This window comes from Bifidobacterium simiarum, assembly GCF_002802905.1.
Lineage (GTDB): Bacteria > Actinomycetota > Actinomycetes > Actinomycetales > Bifidobacteriaceae > Galliscardovia > Galliscardovia simiarum.
Map to the genome: position 1 here is coordinate 21,463 of NZ_PEBK01000012.1, position 18,379 is coordinate 39,841.

General features: G+C 62.0%; 13 protein-coding genes. 3 read left to right on the plus strand and 10 right to left on the minus strand.

Annotated features, from left to right (window positions below; all coding sequences use genetic code 11):
* Positions 1–88: 88 nt before the first annotated feature.
* From CSQ87_RS09895 to CSQ87_RS09920, 6 genes are all read right to left on the minus strand, one after another.
* Positions 89–442 (minus strand): hypothetical protein, encoded by a 354-nt coding sequence (locus tag CSQ87_RS09895; protein WP_100513716.1) that lies wholly within the window; start codon positions 440–442, stop codon positions 89–91.
* Positions 443–657: 215 nt separating this feature from the next.
* A complete protein-coding gene (locus CSQ87_RS09900; protein ID WP_100513717.1) occupies positions 658–1,413 on the minus strand; it encodes a LysE family translocator in 756 nt (251 codons plus the stop codon).
* A 437-nt stretch (positions 1,414–1,850) separates the two neighbouring features.
* Positions 1,851–3,191, minus strand: a complete 1,341-nt coding sequence (locus CSQ87_RS09905) for a glycoside hydrolase family 30 protein (RefSeq protein ID WP_100513718.1) — start codon at positions 3,189–3,191, stop codon at positions 1,851–1,853.
* A 166-nt stretch (positions 3,192–3,357) separates the two neighbouring features.
* Positions 3,358–4,683, minus strand: coding sequence for an MFS transporter (locus CSQ87_RS09910; protein ID WP_100513719.1), 1,326 nt, complete (start codon positions 4,681–4,683; stop codon positions 3,358–3,360).
* 335 nt (positions 4,684–5,018) lie between these two features.
* On the minus strand, positions 5,019–7,148 hold the full coding sequence (locus CSQ87_RS09915) for a beta-galactosidase (protein WP_100513720.1): 2,130 nt from the start codon (positions 7,146–7,148) through the stop codon (positions 5,019–5,021).
* Between the two features lie 634 nt (positions 7,149–7,782).
* Complete coding sequence (locus tag CSQ87_RS09920) at positions 7,783–8,487, minus strand: TetR/AcrR family transcriptional regulator (RefSeq protein ID WP_100513721.1); 705 nt, start codon at positions 8,485–8,487, stop codon at positions 7,783–7,785.
* A gap of 242 nt (positions 8,488–8,729) precedes the next feature.
* On the opposite strand from CSQ87_RS09920, the gene CSQ87_RS09925 reads away from it, so the two are divergent.
* The gene (locus tag CSQ87_RS09925; protein WP_100513722.1) at positions 8,730–9,986 is read left to right on the plus strand and encodes an MFS transporter; all 1,257 of its coding nucleotides are present in this window, start codon (positions 8,730–8,732) and stop codon (positions 9,984–9,986) included.
* A gap of 32 nt (positions 9,987–10,018) precedes the next feature.
* Positions 10,019–11,599: an alpha-N-arabinofuranosidase gene (locus CSQ87_RS09930; protein ID WP_100513723.1), complete on the plus strand. Its 1,581-nt coding sequence runs from the start codon at positions 10,019–10,021 to the stop codon at positions 11,597–11,599.
* 407 nt (positions 11,600–12,006) lie between these two features.
* Here CSQ87_RS09930 and CSQ87_RS09935 read toward each other — a convergent pair whose 3' ends face one another.
* The 3 genes from CSQ87_RS09935 to CSQ87_RS09945 all read right to left on the minus strand — a co-directional run bounded on the left by CSQ87_RS09935 (position 12,007) and on the right by CSQ87_RS09945 (position 14,754).
* On the minus strand, positions 12,007–12,636 hold the full coding sequence (locus CSQ87_RS09935) for a TetR/AcrR family transcriptional regulator (RefSeq protein WP_100513724.1): 630 nt from the start codon (positions 12,634–12,636) through the stop codon (positions 12,007–12,009).
* A gap of 112 nt (positions 12,637–12,748) precedes the next feature.
* Complete coding sequence (locus CSQ87_RS09940; protein WP_100513725.1) at positions 12,749–13,408, minus strand: GntR family transcriptional regulator; 660 nt, start codon at positions 13,406–13,408, stop codon at positions 12,749–12,751.
* A gap of 68 nt (positions 13,409–13,476) precedes the next feature.
* Positions 13,477–14,754 (minus strand): Ldh family oxidoreductase, encoded by a 1,278-nt coding sequence (locus tag CSQ87_RS09945; protein WP_100513726.1) that lies wholly within the window; start codon positions 14,752–14,754, stop codon positions 13,477–13,479.
* A gap of 302 nt (positions 14,755–15,056) precedes the next feature.
* Here CSQ87_RS09945 and CSQ87_RS09950 point away from each other — a divergent pair, with 302 nt between their 5' ends.
* Entirely contained in the window at positions 15,057–16,478 is a 1,422-nt protein-coding gene (locus CSQ87_RS09950) for an ATP-binding protein (RefSeq protein WP_100513727.1), read from the plus strand.
* 586 nt (positions 16,479–17,064) lie between these two features.
* Here CSQ87_RS09950 and CSQ87_RS09955 read toward each other — a convergent pair.
* Complete coding sequence (locus tag CSQ87_RS09955; RefSeq protein ID WP_207761141.1) at positions 17,065–18,162, minus strand: mandelate racemase/muconate lactonizing enzyme family protein; 1,098 nt, start codon at positions 18,160–18,162, stop codon at positions 17,065–17,067.
* Between the last annotated feature and the right edge of the window lie 217 nt (positions 18,163–18,379).

Here is an 18,379-nt window from a genome sequence, read left to right on the forward strand (position 1 = left end):
CCAGCTATTTCTTCTGCCGTTTCTCCCCGAATTTTTCCCCGCCATTTTCTGGATGCCTAGGACCCGGAATGCCTAGGGACCAAGACACCTAGGACCGCGAGCCACTCCCCTTCACCGCCGTCCCGCACAGCGCCGCCAACGCCACGATGTTGAGGACGTCGCTGATCCGATCGATCATCGTCACGTCGACCATGCCGATTTCGCTGATGCCCGCGCATTTCATGCCCAGGGCCAGCCACGCGATCACGTAGACCATCGCGGTCAGGACGACGAAGACCTTCGAATACCCGCGCGACAGCCACACGAACACCGGCAGCACCGCCCCCGTCGCAACCCACGGCACCAGCCACGTCCATCGGCCAAGGAGAAGATGAGCCTGATCCGCGGCGGGCATTCCGGCAATGGACTTGAGACTCACCACCAGAGCCACGATCACCACCATATAGACGATCCATGCCAGTACGCCGCCGACTCCACGTCCCCTATTCCCAGACATCGCTCACTCCCCTTCACGACTTTGACAGCACCGTTACCGCCGTTTACTGCCACATTACCCCGGGGGCTCACCCCGAATGACCCGTCCCGAATGACTTTGCCGGACGACCCGGTTCCCGTAGACCATCCGGTTCCCGTAGGTCATCCGGCTCCGCAGACCGACTAGATCCGGGATCTGACCACATCGGCGATGGTGAGGCCACCGAGCAGGGCCATGATGCCGCCGGAGACAAGACCGAGGATCCGCTGCGAGCGCTCATTATGCAGCCGCGACGCGAAGTACGAGGCGGCGAGGCACACCGAGGTAAGCACGAGCACGCTCTCCGTGAAGTGGACGAGGCCGAGCGAAACGCCCATCTCCAGATTGCCGATGCCGGGGACCAGGAACTGCGGGATGACGGCGATGTAGAAGACGCCGATCTTGGGATTGAAGAAGTCGGTGAGGAAGCCACGGACGAACGATTCCGCGCAGTCTCTGAACGCTGATCGACGTAGCATTCCCATCATTCCGGCAGCCCCGGGCTTCCCCTCGAGGGGAAGCCGTCGCGTCTCAGACGTGACTGACGAGGTGTCGTCGGCGACCTCGTCAGTGGAGCCACCATCGGTCTGGCCATCGTGTCTGCGACCATCTCGCTTCTTCCGGGCCATGCTGAACGCCAGATAGCACAGGTAGATCCCCCCGACGATCCGGATCGCATCGTAGGCCATGGGAAACGCCTTGATCAGTGCGGCCAGACCGGCAGCCGCGGCCACCGCCCACACCAGCACGCCCAGAGAGATACCCCACACCGCGACGAGACCACGCGACCGTGAGGTGTTGATGGTCTCGTGCAGCACCATCATCATGTCGAGTCCGGGGACCAGAGCCATCGCCCCGGCGACCAGCGCGAATCCCAGCAGTGCCTGCGTATAGGTCATGATCCTCTCCGTTTCCTCAGGACGATCCCGTCCCGTCCGACCTTACGCCGATGGCGTTTGGGTCAAGGGCGGTTTGATCATTCCCGACACAAGCGTCGCTCGACCACCCCCAGTCGGCTCCGCCGCCAGCCCCCGACATCTTGTGCGACGCGCGCCCGCAGGGGCGCACTGCCATGAACAGTCCACCGGACTGTTCATCCAGCGGGGCCTATCATGCTCCCGCCGGCGGGAGCTGGACGCCGTAGGCGGACTGAGGGTGGTCGAACAACGCATTGCCACCTCATCCGACCGGCTTCGCCGGCCACCTTCAGGCAAGACATCCTCCAACACGAAAAAGGCGGCCGGCCCTGCGCGAAGCAGGAACCGGCCGCCCAACTGCAACCAATTCAGAGGTAAGACTGCAAAAACTCTATGTACCCCTTACAGCACGTTCGTCCTTACAGCACGAAGGTATTGAAGGAGCGCGGGTCGAGGGTGACGCTCACGCTGCGCTCGGGGTTCTCCGGGTCGGCGAACGAGAACGGCATCTCGTAGTCGAGGGCGTTCTGCACGGCCACGACGACCGAGCCGTCCGGGTTGCGGAAGGCGATGCCCATCGAGTTGAAGTGGCCGGTGGTGCCGAGCACCTTGGCGCCGGGTCGCACGTACTGCGAGAAGTGACGCATCACGTAGTATTCGGGGTTGCGTCGGATCTCGTGCGTATCGGCGGTGATGGTGAACAGCGAGTTCTGCCACCAGCCCCAGGTGGAATCCTGATCGTCGAGGATCATGTTCCAGTAGGTGTAGGCGGTGGCGCCGTTGCGCAGGTAGTGGTTGATCAGGTGGAACACGTACTCGGCGTACTCCCAGCTGTTCTCGCCGTTGCCGCACTCGGATTCGGACTGGATCAGTTCGATTTCGGGCCAGGATTTGTGGGTACGCTGGATGGCGTCACGGCCGGCCCATTGGTAGGCGATGCCCTTGATGTACTTGCGGGCGTTCTCGTCGAAGAGGATGTTGTCGACGAAGCGGTTGTAGTTGTCGAGCTTCATGCCGTAGCCGCCGGTGAAGGCCATGTCCTCCGGGCCGTTGAGCGTACCCAGCCAGATGTCGGTGTCGAGTCCGGCCTCCTCGAAGGCGGGGCCGAGGTAGTCGCGGATGAAGGTCTTGAGCAGGTCGGAGGTCCACAGGCAGCTGGGGAACTTCTGGTCGGCGAACACCTCGTTCTGCACATGCAGCTGGGTGACGTCGATGCCGTGCTCGGCGTAGGCCTGAATGTACTTGACGAAGTACTTCGCGTAGGCGGTGAGGTTCTCCGGGGTGTCGACGAGACGGCCGTAGTTGTAGGCCTTCGGCTTCTTCATCCAGGTGGGCGGGGACCACGGGCTGGAGAACAGCTGCATGTCGGGCTGCCACTTCTGGGCGCTGTGGATGTAGGGGATCAGCGTCTCCTCATCGCGGGCAACGGAGAAGTGCTCCATCTCATAATCGCCCTCGGTCTCGTTGTAGCTGTACCAGTGGTCGGCGAAGTCGTTGGCGCCGACGGGGGCGCGGTTGAAGGTGAAGTTCATCTCGTCGGGGCTGAACAGCTCCTTGATGATCTGCGCGCGCTCCTCTTCGGTCACGGTTTGCAGGGGCAGCCAGCCGAGTTCGTTGAAGCAACCGCCGAAGCCGCGCAGGGCCTGGTACTCCTTGCCGTCGAGCTGCAGGTCAGCGGAGGAGACCGCGCCGGTGGCCTTGACGTCGGCGGTGCGGTCGACCAGCTTATCGGTTTGCGTCGTTGCGATCCATGTGGTCATGTTGTGCTCCTTTGGTGGTGTGACCGGCAGTGCGTCCGGCAGTATGACTTAGGGGTGAAAAGCGGTATGGAGAAGGCCGGCGGAAGCGGAGGGGAAAGGATTGAGCTTCCGCCGGCGGGAATCCGAGGTCCGAACGGACCGGGAAAGGTCAGGGTCTGGTCAGGTGTTACTTGACGCCCTTGATGATCTGGATGAAGAAGCAGCCGATGATGGCCAGCGCGATGGAGACCGGGAAGGCGAAGGAGTAGCCGAGGTTCACCACGATGGCGGACATCAGGATCGGGCCGCACATCTGGCCGAGGGTGGTGGCGAGGTTCAGGATGCCCAGATCCTTGCCGGCCTCCTCCTTGTTCGGCAGCACGTCGACGAGCAGGGCCTGGTCGACCGCGGAGTAGACCGCGTAGCCCAGACCGGCGATGCCGGCGAAGAGGTACATGCCCATCGAGGAGGGGAAGATCCACGGCATGGCGATGCCGATCGCGAAGAGGACGGAGGCCACGATGACCGGGACCTTACGGCGGCCGATGAAGTCAGAGAGCGGACCGGAGATGAAGGAGCCGACCAGGGAGACGACCATGATGATGGAGGAGACCACGGAGATGGTGACGGCGGACTGCTTGACGCTCTGTCCGATGTAGTTCTGGATGATGTACAGCTGGTAGACGTTGATCATCTGGTAGCTGATGAGCATGCAGAAGCGGCCGACGAATGCCTTGTAGAAGTCGTGGGCGGTGGCGAACTTCGGCGGGCGGAAGCTCATCAGCACGTCCTTGAAGGAGCCTTCGTCCTTCGGCAGGAAGTCGGCGGGGGCTTCCTTCGGGATGATGAGCACGGAGACGAGACCGCCGAGGAACATGAGCACGCCGGCCACGGCGAAGCCGGGGATGAGGTTGGTGATGAAGATGGCGCCGATCATGGTGCCGATCGGGGCGCCGATGGTGGCGCCGGCGCCGTAGAAGGCGGACATGGTGCCGCGCACGCCGGAGGGCACGCGGTCGGAGAGGATGGCGACCATCGGGGCGATCATGCAGTTCAGGCCGAACATGCAGGCGCAGTAGAAGATGGTGAGCAGTACGGCGTTATGCGTGGTGCCGGTGAGGAACAGGGTCACGCCGCCGAGCACGGCGCCGAACACGATCCACGGGGTACGACGGCCGAAGCGGGAACGGGAACGGTCGGAGAAGTTGCCGAACAGCAGGTTGGAGACCAGCGAGGCGACGGCGGTGAACGCGTTGACGATGCCGACCAGGGCCTCGGGGTCGGCACCTTCGATGGCCTTGTAGTGCTCGGGGAGCAGCACCGCGGAGACGATGCCCAGACCGCTCATCCACAGGATGCCGAAGATCAGGAATCCGGCGCCGAAGCGGAACAGCGACACCTTGGAGACCGGCTTGCCGGTCGCGGGGGAAAGGGTGGGATCCTTGGAGGCCGCCTCGATGGCCGCGTAATGCGCGGCGAGGCGCTCTTCCTTGGACAGGGTTGCAGTTGCCATTACTTTTCTTCCTTCCAATCAGTCGTCATCGACCTATCTTCCGACCGGTATCCCTACGGCTTTGTGAGCTATATACCGGTTGTTAGATAACTTTATGATAAAACCAACCGTTTGGTTTGTCAAAAGCGCAAACGACCATGACGCCACTTCGGGCGTGTTGCCAAGAATGGCAGAAAATATAGGCAATGAGAAGGCTCTCACTATCGTTTGATGACTGGATCCAGTCTAAACGACAGTGAGAGCCTTACTGAGTAATAATTCGATAGACCGGGGAGGATCCGTCCGATCGGATCCTCCCCGACACCGGTCCGCAGCCGGACGATCCGGCAGCCGGATCAGCCGGCGATGACCACCAGATTCCACGGTCCGATCGTCATCGCGTTGCCGATCTCGACCCTGGTGCCCGCGGCCGGTCCGACCGTCAGATCGTCCTCGGCCGTGCCTGCGGTGACGATCTGCCGACCGCCCACCACGACCTCGCCGGCCACCGGGCTGGAGATCGAGACCGGCTGCGCGGAGTAGTTGAGCAGGTAGGTCACGGTCTCGCCGCGTTCGTTCACACCCTGCCGCACGGTCACCTGACCGGCCAGACCCTGACCGGCCGACTCGATGCCGGCGCTGGTCACGGCCTCATGCAGCACGGCCTTCATCACCGCCGGGTCGAGCAGCGTGCCGATCCACTCGGCGGTACCGGCGCCGAACGCGTGGCGGGTGATCGCCGCATAGTCCTTCCACGCGTAGTGGTCGTAGGAGGCGAGCACGTCGGTGCCCTCGGCGGGCTTGAGCAGTTCGATCAGCACAGCGGACTGAGCTCCGGACAGCGCGGGGTCATCCGATCCGCCGAACGCCTCGCCGAACGTGAGGCCCACGTTCTTCGGACGGGTGAACTGGTTGTAGGTCAGGCCGAACACGTCGGTGAGCATGTGCGGGGCGCGGTCGTGCCACACGGTCACCTCGTCGTCGGTGACGAACGAGCGCAGGGTGGAGACCAGATGACCGCCGGCCTCGACGAATCCGCGCAATGCCGCCAGCGTGGACTCGGGCGCGCAGTACAGCGCGGGGGTCACGATCATCTCGTACTGGGCGAGCTTGCGGGCCGGGGCGTCGACGGGGATGAAGTCGCATTCCACGTTGAGCTCGAACAGCGCGTCGTACACGCGACGCACCACATCGTTGTAGTTCGGGCCGACGCCGTCCGGGAAGCCGGTTTCGATGCGGAACCATTCCAGGGCGCTGAGCGACTCGTTGTTCACCATGATCGCCACGCGGTTGCGCTTCCTCAGATGACGCAGACGGCCGCCGACCTCGGGCGCGGCGATCTCGCGGCCGAACACGCCGGCCTCCTCGTAGGTGGGATTCGGCTCCAGATCGTGCGACAGCAGGCCCTTCCAGTAGGTCTCGAAGGAGTTGTGGATCGAATGCCAGTGCCAGTACATCACGCCGTCGGCGCCGCCCGCGAGGTGGGAGTAGGCCTGAAGACGCAGCTGGCCGGGGAACGGCAGCCAGCCGTGCTGCCCCTGCGCCTCGGTCTCCAGCACGATGTAGTTGGCGCCGTCCTTGATCGAGCGGGTCATGTCGCCGCCGAACGCGATCTCCTTGCCGGTCAGCTCGTCCTCGGTGGGGTGGTAGATGTCCACGCCGGCGATGTTGACGGCGGTCTGCGCCTCGAAGTGGTTCACGGCCGGCTGTACGCCGTAGGAGTAGCCGCGCCACTCGAAGTCGAAGTTCTGAGTCACGAACTGGTCGTCGCGGGCGTACTCGCGCACGATGTCGGCCTGCCAGGCAAGGAACTCGGCCACCTGGGTACGGCGGAACCGGTCGAATTCGCCGCGCAGCGACTGGTTGATCGAGGCGGTGACGTCCGGGAAGTCCTCCCAGGAGTTGATGCGGTTCGACCAGTAGTCGAGGCCGAAGTGATTGTTGAGCTCGGTCAGGTCGTCGTTGAACTTGCCTCGCAGATACTTGACGAACAGGGTCTGCATGTCCGCGGAGCAGGAGTCGTAGTACTTGGTCTCGTTGTCGACCTGATAGCCGATGACCGCGGGATGGTTCGCGACGTGGGCGATCAGACGGCGGATCACGCGCTCACCGTAGAAGCGGTAGGCGGGGTTGACGATGTCCATGATCTGGCGGGCGCCGTACTTGCCCGGGCCGTTGGGCGTGACAGCCAGCACGTCGGGGTGCATCTTCACCAGCCAGGTGGGCACGGCGTAGGTGGGTGTGCCGACGATCACCTTGATACCGGCCGCGTGCGCGGCGTCGAGGGCGCGGTCGACGTGGGAGAAGTCGAATTCGCCCGGCTGGGGTTCGCAGGTGCTCCACGTCGATTCGGCGATGCGGATCACGTTGATGCCGGCGTCCTTCATCAGCCGCATGTCGGTTTCGACGCGATCCTCGCCCTTCGGCATGTATTCGTCGTAGTATGCGGCGCCGAACAGGATGTCGTCAACGGTGTTCTTGCTCATCAGCTCTCCTTCGAGTTGTTCGCCTTGGGTATTCAGTTTTCGAATAACAGTTAGATAATTAGATAATACCGTGCGGTTACTCGGCCTGTCAATACGGGGACATACCGGAAAGATCGGCTATCAATCGCAACAATCGGCAGGAAATCAAGGATTTCATCGATTGCCAGATTACAAAACGTCTCACGTTTTTCGATAAATAATTCATTAGATAACGCAGATTCTCGCCATGAACCCGTAAAGAGAGCGCCCGAGGCGTCGCTAGGACTCAGGCGAGCCGACAGGCGAGAAGATTCAACCGCAGTGGCATTCAACCACCCCCAGTCGGCTCCGCCGACAGCCCCCGCCGGCGGGGGCACAACATCATGCTCCCACCGGGCGAAGCGCACGGGCTTCCCCTAGCAGGGGAAGCCCAAGATTTGTCCCCAAAACCGAGTCCGCAAGGAAAATGCCAGAGGCGTCGTTAGAACTCAGGCGAGCAGTCCAATGCAGCAGTGCTCCCGCTGGACGAACGATCGGCGATCGTTCGTAGCAGTGCGCCTGCACAGGCGCGCGTCGCACAACACGTCGGGAGCTGGACGCCGGTAGGCGGACTGAGGGTGGTCAAGCGAAGCGAGGGGAAGCCCAAAAGGACTGCCTACCGATACCCGTCCCAGATCGGCGAGGGGAACAGCACTCGTTCGGCGCGACTCCACAGGTCGAGCATCGTTTCGTCGGGGTTGGTCAGGGACTGCTCCTGCACACCGTCCATGGCAAAGAACACCGTGACGAAGAGATCATGCATGGCTTCGGGATCCCGATACTGCGGCGGCAGGTTCCAAGGCTTGCCCATCATGTCGGCCAACACCTTGCGGTGCCGCCGAGCGTACAGATCATGCGCGGGATGGTTCGGATCGGCCGCCTCGATGGACAGCCGCATGAACAGGTTCACCATCTGTGGACGACGAGCGTTGCTTTCCACAAGACGACGCATCGAGGCCGGATAGTTCAGCAGACCTTCGACATCCGATCGGACGTCGCTTTCATCATCGGAAGCCGCCCGCCACCTCCCCCGATCCGCGGAATCCGTCCGCTCGGCGATGACGTATTCGGGGACGATCCCCGAGGCATCGTAATACCGCTCGATCACCAGGGTCAGCAGTTCCTCGCGGGATCTGACGTAGTGGGCGAGACCGGGAACGGTCAGCCCCACGGCGTCGGCCAGCGTCTGCATCGAGAATCCGTAGGACCCGTATCGGGAGATCAGATCGGCCGCGGCCTCGGCGATCTGGGCCCGTCGGGCTTCCGGGGAGAGACGCCGACGCCGGTTGATCGGCCGAAATCCCGATTGCTCATCTACCATGACTCTCCCCCTGTCCGTCGTTTCTTCCCAGAAGACTAACACCGTCGTCCGGTTCGCCAAGACACGCCGTGTTCTTATTTTATATTTTTAAGATATAAGATAAGAGCCACGAAAAGCCACGGCGAGCTTTTCACCCCACGAGGTCGCGACCGCCCCTTCCTTCCGCAGCCGCCGACCGACGACTCCGACCGCGCAATGCCGCGCGGCCGTGGTAATGACAGAGAGAACACAAGGAGATCACCATGTCTCAGGCCCAGCCGGCCGCTCCCGCAACGGCACTTTCCAAGATCCACAAGATGCGCTTCTGCATCGCGTTCTTCATCTTCTCGTTCTGCTGGATGCTCGCACTGCAGGTCGTCGCCGCGGTCCTGCTCCCCCAGCGACTCACCGACATCGCCCCCGACAGCAAGGAAGCCATCTTCGGCGTGCTCAACTCCGCCACCGCACTGGCCTCGCTGATCTCCAACCTCATCGTCGGCAACCTCTCCGACCGCACCCGCTCGATCTTCGGCCGCCGCACCCCGTGGATCGCCTCCGGCGGCATCATCGCCGGCATCTCCCTGTTCCTCATCGGCATCCTGCCCGACGGCACCACCATCGGCATCAGCTACTGCGTCTCCATGGTCGGCCTGAACATGATGATCGCCCCGATCATCGCCTCCCTCTCCGACCGCGTGCCCGAAGACATGCGCGGCACCATGAGCGCGTTCATCTCCGCCGGCACCCTGTTCGGCTCCGCCCTCGGCCAGATCGTCGGCGCCCAGTTCATCACCATGCAGCTGCCCGGCTTCATCGTCTCCGGCGTCGTCATGGGCATCTCCGGCATCGCCGCCGTGATCTGCTGGCCGAAGGAGCAGTCCAGCAAGGACATGCCGGCCGTCCAGGCCGACTTCGGCAGCCTGATCGCCTCCTTCCGCCCGCCGATCAAGGGCGCCCGCGACTTCTGGCTCGCGTTCGTCGGCCGCTCTCTGCTGCTGTTCAGCTACTACATGATCCTCAACTACCAGCTGTACATCCTGCAGGACTACATCGGCCAGTCCACCAAGGACTCCGCCGTCACCATCTCCACCATGAGCATCGTGCTGATGGTCGTCTCCCTGATCTCCGCGCTCTCCGCCGGCCCGATCTCCGACAAGATCGGCCGCCGCAAGGTGCCCGTGGTCATCGCCAGCCTGCTGCTCGCCGTCGGCTACGCCCTGCCGTGGCTCATGCACAGCCCGATGGGCATGATCCTCTTCTCCGCGATCGGCGGCTTCGGCTACGGCATGTACGGCTCGGTCGACCAGGCCCTCAACGTCGACGTGCTGCCCAACGAGGAGGAGGCCGGCAAGGACCTCGGCATCCTGAACATCGCCACCACCCTCGGCCAGATGGTCGGCCCGATCGTCACCTCCGCCATCGTGGTCAACACCGGCTCCTACGGCATGGTGTTCCCCACCGCCATCGTGATGGTCGTGATCGCCTGCATCTTCATCATGCTGATCAAGAAGGTCAAGTAACCGGCAATAGCCGATCAAGTAAGGAACACGTCATGAGCATCGTCATTGATCCGAATCGCGAAATCGGACGCATCGACCCCAAGCTGCACGGACAGTTCATCGAATTCCTCGGCGAGTGCATCGACGAGGGACTGTGGGTCGGCGAGGACTCCCCCATCGAGAACGAGGACGGCTACCGCAAGGCCACGCTCGACGCGCTGCGTGCGCTGGAGCCGCCGCTGATCCGCTGGCCGGGCGGCTGCTACGCCGACACCTACCACTGGCGTGACGGCGTGGGACCGCAGTCCGAGCGCAGGACCACATTCAACGAGAACTTCGCCACCTACGAGCTCGACGACCACAGCTTCGGCACCGACGAGTTCCTGCGGCTGTGCGAAATGCTCGGCGCCGAACCGTGGATCAACATCAACATGCTCTCCGGCACCGTGACCGAGATGAAGGACTGGATGGAGTACTGCAACCGCGAGCAGCCCACCGATCTGGTCCGCGAACGCGCGGCGAACGGCCATGAGAGGCCCTACGGCGTGAAGTACTGGGGCATCGGCAACGAGGTGTGGGCCGGCGGCGGCACGATGACCCCGTCCACCTACATGGACGAGTACCGTCGTTTCGCCTCGGCCATGCCGAAGTTCACCACCGACGTGTTCGAGCCCTCGCCGATGTATGCGATTGCCTGCGGACCGGACGGCAACAAGCCGCGCGAGCGCGTGGCATGGACCGAAGAGTTCTTCCGTCGTCTGGCCGAGTACCGTCAGCCGCCGATCAACGGCTACGATCTGCACTTCTACAACTGGAACGTGGACAACGACGCCGACACCCCCACCGAGTTCGATGAGGCGGGATGGAAGACGGTGATCGAGGGATGCCTCGAGCTGGAGGACATTCTGCGTGATCAGTGGCGGCTCATGAACAACGGCCTGGCGCTGATCCATGAGCCGGAGGTGGCCATGGACTCCAAGCTGGAGCATGTGGATCTCATCATCGGCGAGTGGGGCAACTGGCACAAGCCCGCGTTCTTCGCCCGGCCGGCGCTGAAGCAGCAGGTGACCATGCGCGACGCGATCACCACCGCGCTCACGCTCGACCTGCTGCAGCGCAACTGTGACAAGGTCTCCATGGCCTGCAACGCGCAGACGATCAACGTGCTCAATTCGCTGGTGCTCACCTTCGGGGAGCACACCGTGCTCACGCCGAACTACGACGTGTTCATGATGTACAAGGCGCATCGCGACGCCGTGGCGTTGGATGTGCCACGTCAGGATTCCGCGGATGGGCAGGTGTACGTGTTCGCGTCGAAGTCCGGCGCGGATGCCGGTAACGTCGGTGGCACCGACGAGACCGGTGGAGCCAGCAGGACGATCACCGTGAATCTGACCAACGCGCATATGCACGACGCCGCCGACGTGTCGCTGCTGCTGCCGGCCACGGCCCGGGTGACGTCGATGACCACGCTGGCCGCCGATGATCCGCACGACGTCAACACCGCCGAGCAGCCGGATCTCGTCCGCTCCCGCAAGGTGGACGTCGATGCCGCGGTCCGCACCTCAGGCTCCGGTGAGATCACGGTGAACCTGCCCGCCGCCTCGGTCAGCACCCTCATGATCGCTTACTAGGGCGTATTGAGGAGCGATAAACCCCCGTTTGTCTTCGAACATGGCGGACTCGACCACCCCCAGTCGGCTCTGCCGACAGCCCCCGCCGGCGGGGGCACAACATCATGCTCCCACCGGGCGAAGCGCACGGGCTTCCCCTAGCAGGGGAAGCTGTCGAGCGCAGCGAGACTGATGAGGTGGATCCAACGCACCATCGTCCATGCCACCTCATCCGACCGGCTTCGCCGGCCACCTTCCCCTCAAGGGGAAGGCAAGGCCAAGTACGTGCTCCCGCTGGACGAACGATCGGCGATCGTTCGTAGCAGTGCGCCTGCACAGGCGCGCGTCGCACAACACGTCGGGAGCTGGACGCCGGCAGGCGGACTGAGGGTGGTCAAGCGAAGCGAGGGGAAGCCCGAAAGGACTGCCTACCGATACCCGTCCCAAACCGGCGAGGGGAACAGGACGTGTTCGAAGGCGAGCCATTCGTCGTAGTAGTCGATGGGCGGCAGTCTCAGCCACCGCAGCTGGATGCCGTCCATCGCCTCGGTCACCATGCGTACGACGGCCTGCATGTGCACATCCCATTCCACGCCGGGCGGCAGCTTCCACGGATATTTCGAATAATGCTCCCAGACCTCCATCGGCCGGTTCAGGAAGTAGTCGTTCAGCGGATGATCGGGATTGAACGCCTCGGCCTCCAGCACCATGTACAGCTGCACCATCTGCCGCCGCTGGGCGTTATGTCGCACGAGAAACCGCAGATATGCGGGGAACAGCGGTCCTTCCGGGTCGCTGCCCGGCAGTCCGGATTCGAGGAAATCGTCCGGAGTGCCGCTGGTGTCGTAGATGTCGGTGATCAGCAGCGAGAGCAGACCGTCCTTGTTGCCGATGTAGTGCAGCAGACCGGGCTGGCTCATCCCGACCTCGTCGGCCACGTCCTTGAGTGAAATGCCGTTGAACCCTCGTTCGCTGATCAGCCGCGCCGCCGTCTCGGTGATCTCCCGCCTACGCTCGTCGGGCGTCTTGCGGATCTTCTTTTTCCCCGTTCCTGCCATACGCTCCATTGTATATATACCGATCGTTCCGTAATCACCATTCCGGTAACGGCTGATACCCGTCTGATATATCCGCCCGAATAGCAGCAATCACACGGGATCGGTCCGGCGATCAGTTGCGGAAATACGGCTCCTGAGCATGGTAGATACGGTCGTATCCTTCGCGCGTGTTGCGCAGATGGGTCATGATGGCCTCGGTGCCGGCCTGCAGATCGCCGGCCAGCGCCGCGTCGATGATCGCCACATGCTCGCGATACGCTTCGATCAGCCGCTGCGGTGCGACCGCGGCGAAGAATCGGATGCGCTGGCTCTGCGTCATCAGCGTGGACATCATCGAAATCAGATACCGTCCGCCGGCCTTCTCTGCGAAGTACATGTGGAACCGGTAGTCGAAATCGTCGTCCACGGAATCCGACTCCACCTGCGGGTTCTCGATGCGCTCGGTCATGACGTCGCGGAATCCGCGCAGATCCTCCGCCACCAGATTCGGCAGGGACTTGTGCAGCAGATACGGTTCCACGAGCATGCGGATGTCGAGCATCTCCTGAAAAACCGGAATGGAGATCTGATTGACGATCACGCCGCGGGAGGGGAACACGCTCACCAGATGCTCTTCGGCGAGCCGGTTCACCGCCTCCCGCACGGGCATCCGACTGAATCCCAGTTCCTGTGCCGCCAGCTTCTCATCCAGGGGCTCCCCCGGCTTGATGCGGCACAGTACGATCTGCCGGCGCAGATACTCGTACGCCTGATCCCGTTTGCTTCCTGCCATTGTCTTCCTTCGCACTGTTCAACCACACTGTTCCATCGACAGCCGATCGGGGTCGATCGGCAAATCGATCAGTAGTCGATCACGCCAGTGTAGTCCACTCCCAACCGATCGCAGATACGGCGCAGTTCCACGATGGTCTTGTGGTACATCGGCACGCCGTTGGCGATGCGATCCTCATACGCCTCGGCCTCCTTGTCGCCGTGGACGTAGATGCGCCGGCCCGGCACCGCGTGCAGGTGACGGATTTCGTCGAGGTAGTCGGAGAAGTTGCGCATGATCGTATCCGCGTCGCCGAAGATCCGCGGATCGATCGCCATGAACCCGTGGCTGATGCCCTCGACCGGATCACCCATGGCCGTGCGATCGGTGGTCGCGCCCTGGGAGACGATGCCGGAGAAGAACTCGACCAATACCGAGAATCCGTAGCCCTTGTGGCCGCCGGTGAGTTCGCTGTTGCCGCCTGTGGCGAGCAGACCGGCTTCGTTGTCGTAGCGCATCAGCCGGCCGAGCGCGTCGGTGGAGTCGAGGATCGGATCATTGTTCGGGTCGACCACCCATGCGGCGGGGGTGTTCTTTCGCTGCTTGGAGTAGAGCTCGACCTTGCCGTATGCCACGACGGAGGTGCTGGCGTCGAAGTAGAACGTGTGCGGGCGGGTGGGGATGGCGCAGGCGATCGGATTGGTGCCCAGCCATACGTCGTTGGCGTACAGGGGGTATACGGCAGGCTCGGTATTGGTTACGGAGAAGCCGATCAGCCCCTGTTCGGCGGCCATGTTGGCGTAGTAGCCGGCGGCGCCGTAGTGGCAGGAATGACGGACCGCGGCGATGGCCATGCCGGTCGCCTTGGCCTTGTCGATGGTCATCGTCATCGCATCGTAGCCGTTGAGCTGCCCCATGCGCCCATGCCCGTCAATGATCGTGCTGACGGGGGTGTCGACCACCACTTCGGCCTTGCCGTTCGGGTCGATCTTATTGCCCATCTGCGCGTCGTAGAGCTGGAATCGCTGGGCACCGTGGGAGTCGATGCCGTGCAGATCGGCGAAGGAGAGCACGTCGGCCACGATGTCGCCGTCCCGTTTGCTCAGACCGTATCCCTGCACGATCCGGCTGAGCAGATCATGCACCTTGGCGGCGTCGTATCGATGTCGATCGGCCGCGGCCTCGGCGGGTCCTTCGTTGATGTCGGACTGGATGGTGACGTTCGCCTTCGGACGGGCGGAGCCGGGTCGCGTGGTGCTTTCGGCGGGCTGGGTGTCCGATACGGGTTGGGCGGCCTGGTTGTCCGGTGCGAGCTGGGCGGCCTGGTTGTCCGGTGCGAGCTGAGTCGGCGTGGTGCTCTCGCTCATGGTCTTTCCTCCTTGAAAGTCCTGATTCGCTTTGAGATATCTAACCGGTATATTGGTTGGATATAGGATATGGCGATCTTGCAAAACCACGCCGTTTTGTTGCCATCAGTTTGCCCGATATCACCCCGCACGCCTTCGGCAACCGGGCGCAGGCTGCATTACGACGATCGGTTTGCCATGCATTGCGCTCTATACATATAAGAGTGTTACGATTACCTTAATCTTGATTAAGGTAATCGTAACACTCTTAATGATTGACTATCGGTAACTCCTATTAACCAGATGAAAAGCGGAGGCAGATCATGTTTGTAGCCCGAGAGCATGAACTCAAGACACTGGAGCGTCTGTACTCCAGCGATTCATTCGAAATGGTGGTGTTGTACGGACGACGCCGTGTCGGGAAGACTGCCCTGATCGACGAGTTCGTCAAGGACAAGCAGGCGCTGTACTTCACCGCCATCCAGCAGAGCGCCAAAATGAATCTCGAGGATTTCTCCCGTGCCGTGATGGAATTCTTCGGCATGCCCGCATCAACGCCACCGTTCGGAGGATGGAGAGAGGCACTGTCGTTCGTCGCGGAACAGACCGAGAAAAGCGACAAACGCATAGTCTTCGTATTCGATGAATTTCCGTACGCCGCCACTGCGGAACCAGCGCTGCCATCCATTCTGCAGATTGCGATCGATCATGGTTTCCTCAAGACCAACATGACAATGATCCTGTCCGGCAGTAACGAAGGGTTCATGGAGAACAACGTACTGGGACGAAAAAGCCCGCTATACGGTCGCCGTACCGCGCAGATCCGTCTGTTGCCGTTCGACTATGCTGACGCGGCGAAATTCCTTCCGAACACGCCCGCTCAGGAACGAATCCTCTTTTATGCCGCGTTCGGCGGAACACCCTACTATCTCGCACGATTACGAGAACGGGACGGATTCGAAGCCAATGTGCTGCGACTGATGTTCGACAGCCTCGGTGTATTAAGAGAGGAACCGATGATGCTTCTTCGCGAGGAGCTGCGCGAACCGGCATCCTATTATTCGATTCTTCTGGCCATTGCGGGAGGCAAGGCCACGCCGAAGCTCATCGCCGAACATGCCGGTGTTGACGCCGATTCCATCGGAGCCTATCTGAAAACGTTGGTGGGACTGCGACTGATCGACCGCAAAGTACCGTTCGGCGACGATCCAAGTAAATCCAGAAAAGGCATGTACGTCGTCTCGGACCCGTTCTTCGCCTATTGGTTCAGGTTCGTCGGCCGCAATATGAGCGTTTTGGAGGGCAACATCGGCGAGATCGTGGCGAGGAAGCTCGCGTTCGGCCCGGCATTCGATACTTATGTGGGACAACAATTCGAAACGGTATGCCAACAGTGGCTGATTCGCCGCAACGCTGCCGGAGAATTGCCGTTCATCGCCACGCAGTTCGGCAAATGGTGGGGGAATGACCCCATAGCACGCGAACAGACGGACATCGATGTCATTGCCGCCGATCCCTCGGCCAAAGCCATATTGTTCGGCGAATGCAAATGGCGTAATTCATTCAACGAATCCGAAGCCATCGCACGACTTCACCGACGAGCCGGTCTCATAAAGGGATACCACACCGACGATGCATGGATGACATTGTTCACGAAGAATTCCGTTGCCGAATCCACGAGAAATCGGCATGCAGGTGACAAACGGATGTCGTTTGTCACCGCGGAAGATCTCTACGAGGAATAAGCTTCCATATACAACAACGCCGTCGGCATCCGATGTGGGATTGGATGCCGACGGCGTTGCGGGGATCGCGATCGAAGATCGACGATCATGTGATCGGCCGACCACCGAAGGCCGCCCGATCCGAAAAATCACATGCTCATGCGGGCGGAGAGGCCGGTGATCTCGGCGTCGACCGGAGACTCATCCATGCCTTCCATCGTCCACATGCGCTTCAGGGCCTTGACGAACTTGTTCTGAGACTTCATAATGCCACACTTCCTCTAGGTTGCTTGGAGCGGTCCCCCCGTTCCGATCACACATGATATGCATGTGATATTTCACTGTCAATCGCCCGGGCAACAATTTGACAACAGTTGCCCTCCGAAAACGACAAAACGGCCCCGGAACCCAAAGGGAGGAAAGGTTCCGTGGCCGAAAATACGATGACGGTATTTTGTGTCAGGAGAAATTGAGGAGTAGGGGAGTGGCGCACGGTTTTCCAAGCCGGTCGACTCAGCCAAAATAACCAAAACAGCCGAATCGGCCGACCCGGAAATCCGTTATGCGTCGGTATTTGCCAGAACTCGTCAGGCGAATCAGAGCTGAATCAGAACTTGTGGGCGTTCACGTAGTCCCAGTTCACCTCGAGGCCGTGGCCCGGAGCGGTCGGCGGGGTCCAGTAGCCGTTCTTGATGTTGTCGGACGGCTTGAAGATGCCCAGCGCAGTCCAGGTGCCGCCGTCGGTCATCTCGGAGGCGTAGATGTTCGGGATGCAGGAGAGCAGGGATGCGCTCAGCTCCATCACGAAGTGCGGGGTCATCGGCAGGTTGTGCGCACGGGCGGCCGCGGCGATGTCGAGGTAGCCGGTGATGCCGCCGACGCGGCCCAGATCGGCCTGCACGTAGTCGCAGGAGCCCTGCTCGAAGTGCTGGTTGAACTGGTTGAGGGTGTAGGTGTTCTCACCGAGGGCGATCGGGGTGTTCACACGCTCGCGCAGCACCTTGTGGCCGACGATGTCGTCGCTCGGCAGCGGCTCCTCGATCCACAGCAGGTCGAGGTGGTCGAACTTCTTGAACGCGCGCAGTGCGGCCGGCAGCGTCCAGCCCTGGTTGGCGTCCACGGCCAGCGGGAATCCGGGCACGGCCTCCTGAATCTTGGTCAGACGCTCGACGTCCTCCTCGATGTCGGGCTTGCCGACCTTCACCTTGGCGCAGATGTAGCCTTCGGCCTTCCAGCGCTTGACCTGCTCCACGACCTCCTCGATGCTCAGGTTCAGGTTGATGCCGGAGCCGTACAGCGGGACGCGGTCGCGCACCTTGCCCAGCAGGTCGTACAGCGAGACGTCGAGCGACTTGGCGAGCAGGTCCCAGTACGCGATGTCGAGCGCGGAGAGGGCGTGGGTGGTGACGCCGGCGCCGCCGACATCGTGGATGTACTTGTAGGAGCGACGCCAGAGTCCCTGCGGCGAGACCTTCAGTCCGATGACGTCGGGGATGATCTCCTCGTCCAGCTGCGCGATGGTGGCGCCGCACCAGCCGGAGGTGTGGCTGAAGCCCACGCCGGTCAGGCCGTTGGAGCCGGTGACCTCGGCGATCACGACCTCGATGTTCTCCACGTGGTGGATCTGATCGCCCCACGGGCCTTCCGGCAGCGGGACGCGGGTCGGGGTCAGCTTGATGCTTTCAATGGTAGGGATCTCACTCATTTTGATGTTCGCTCCTTTGCAGAACTGTGATGTTGGTTGCCGTAACGGGTTGGCGTGACGACTGTTGGTTGGTTGCTTACGGCGACGATGCTGTCGCCATGGTTGCCGGTCGGTCAGGCTGGGATCGGCCGTGACCGGTCGTGCCGCGGAAGGAAAGGCAAGCGGCACGACCGACGGTCGATGGCAGCTGACCATGGCCGACCGGAAATGTTCGGTG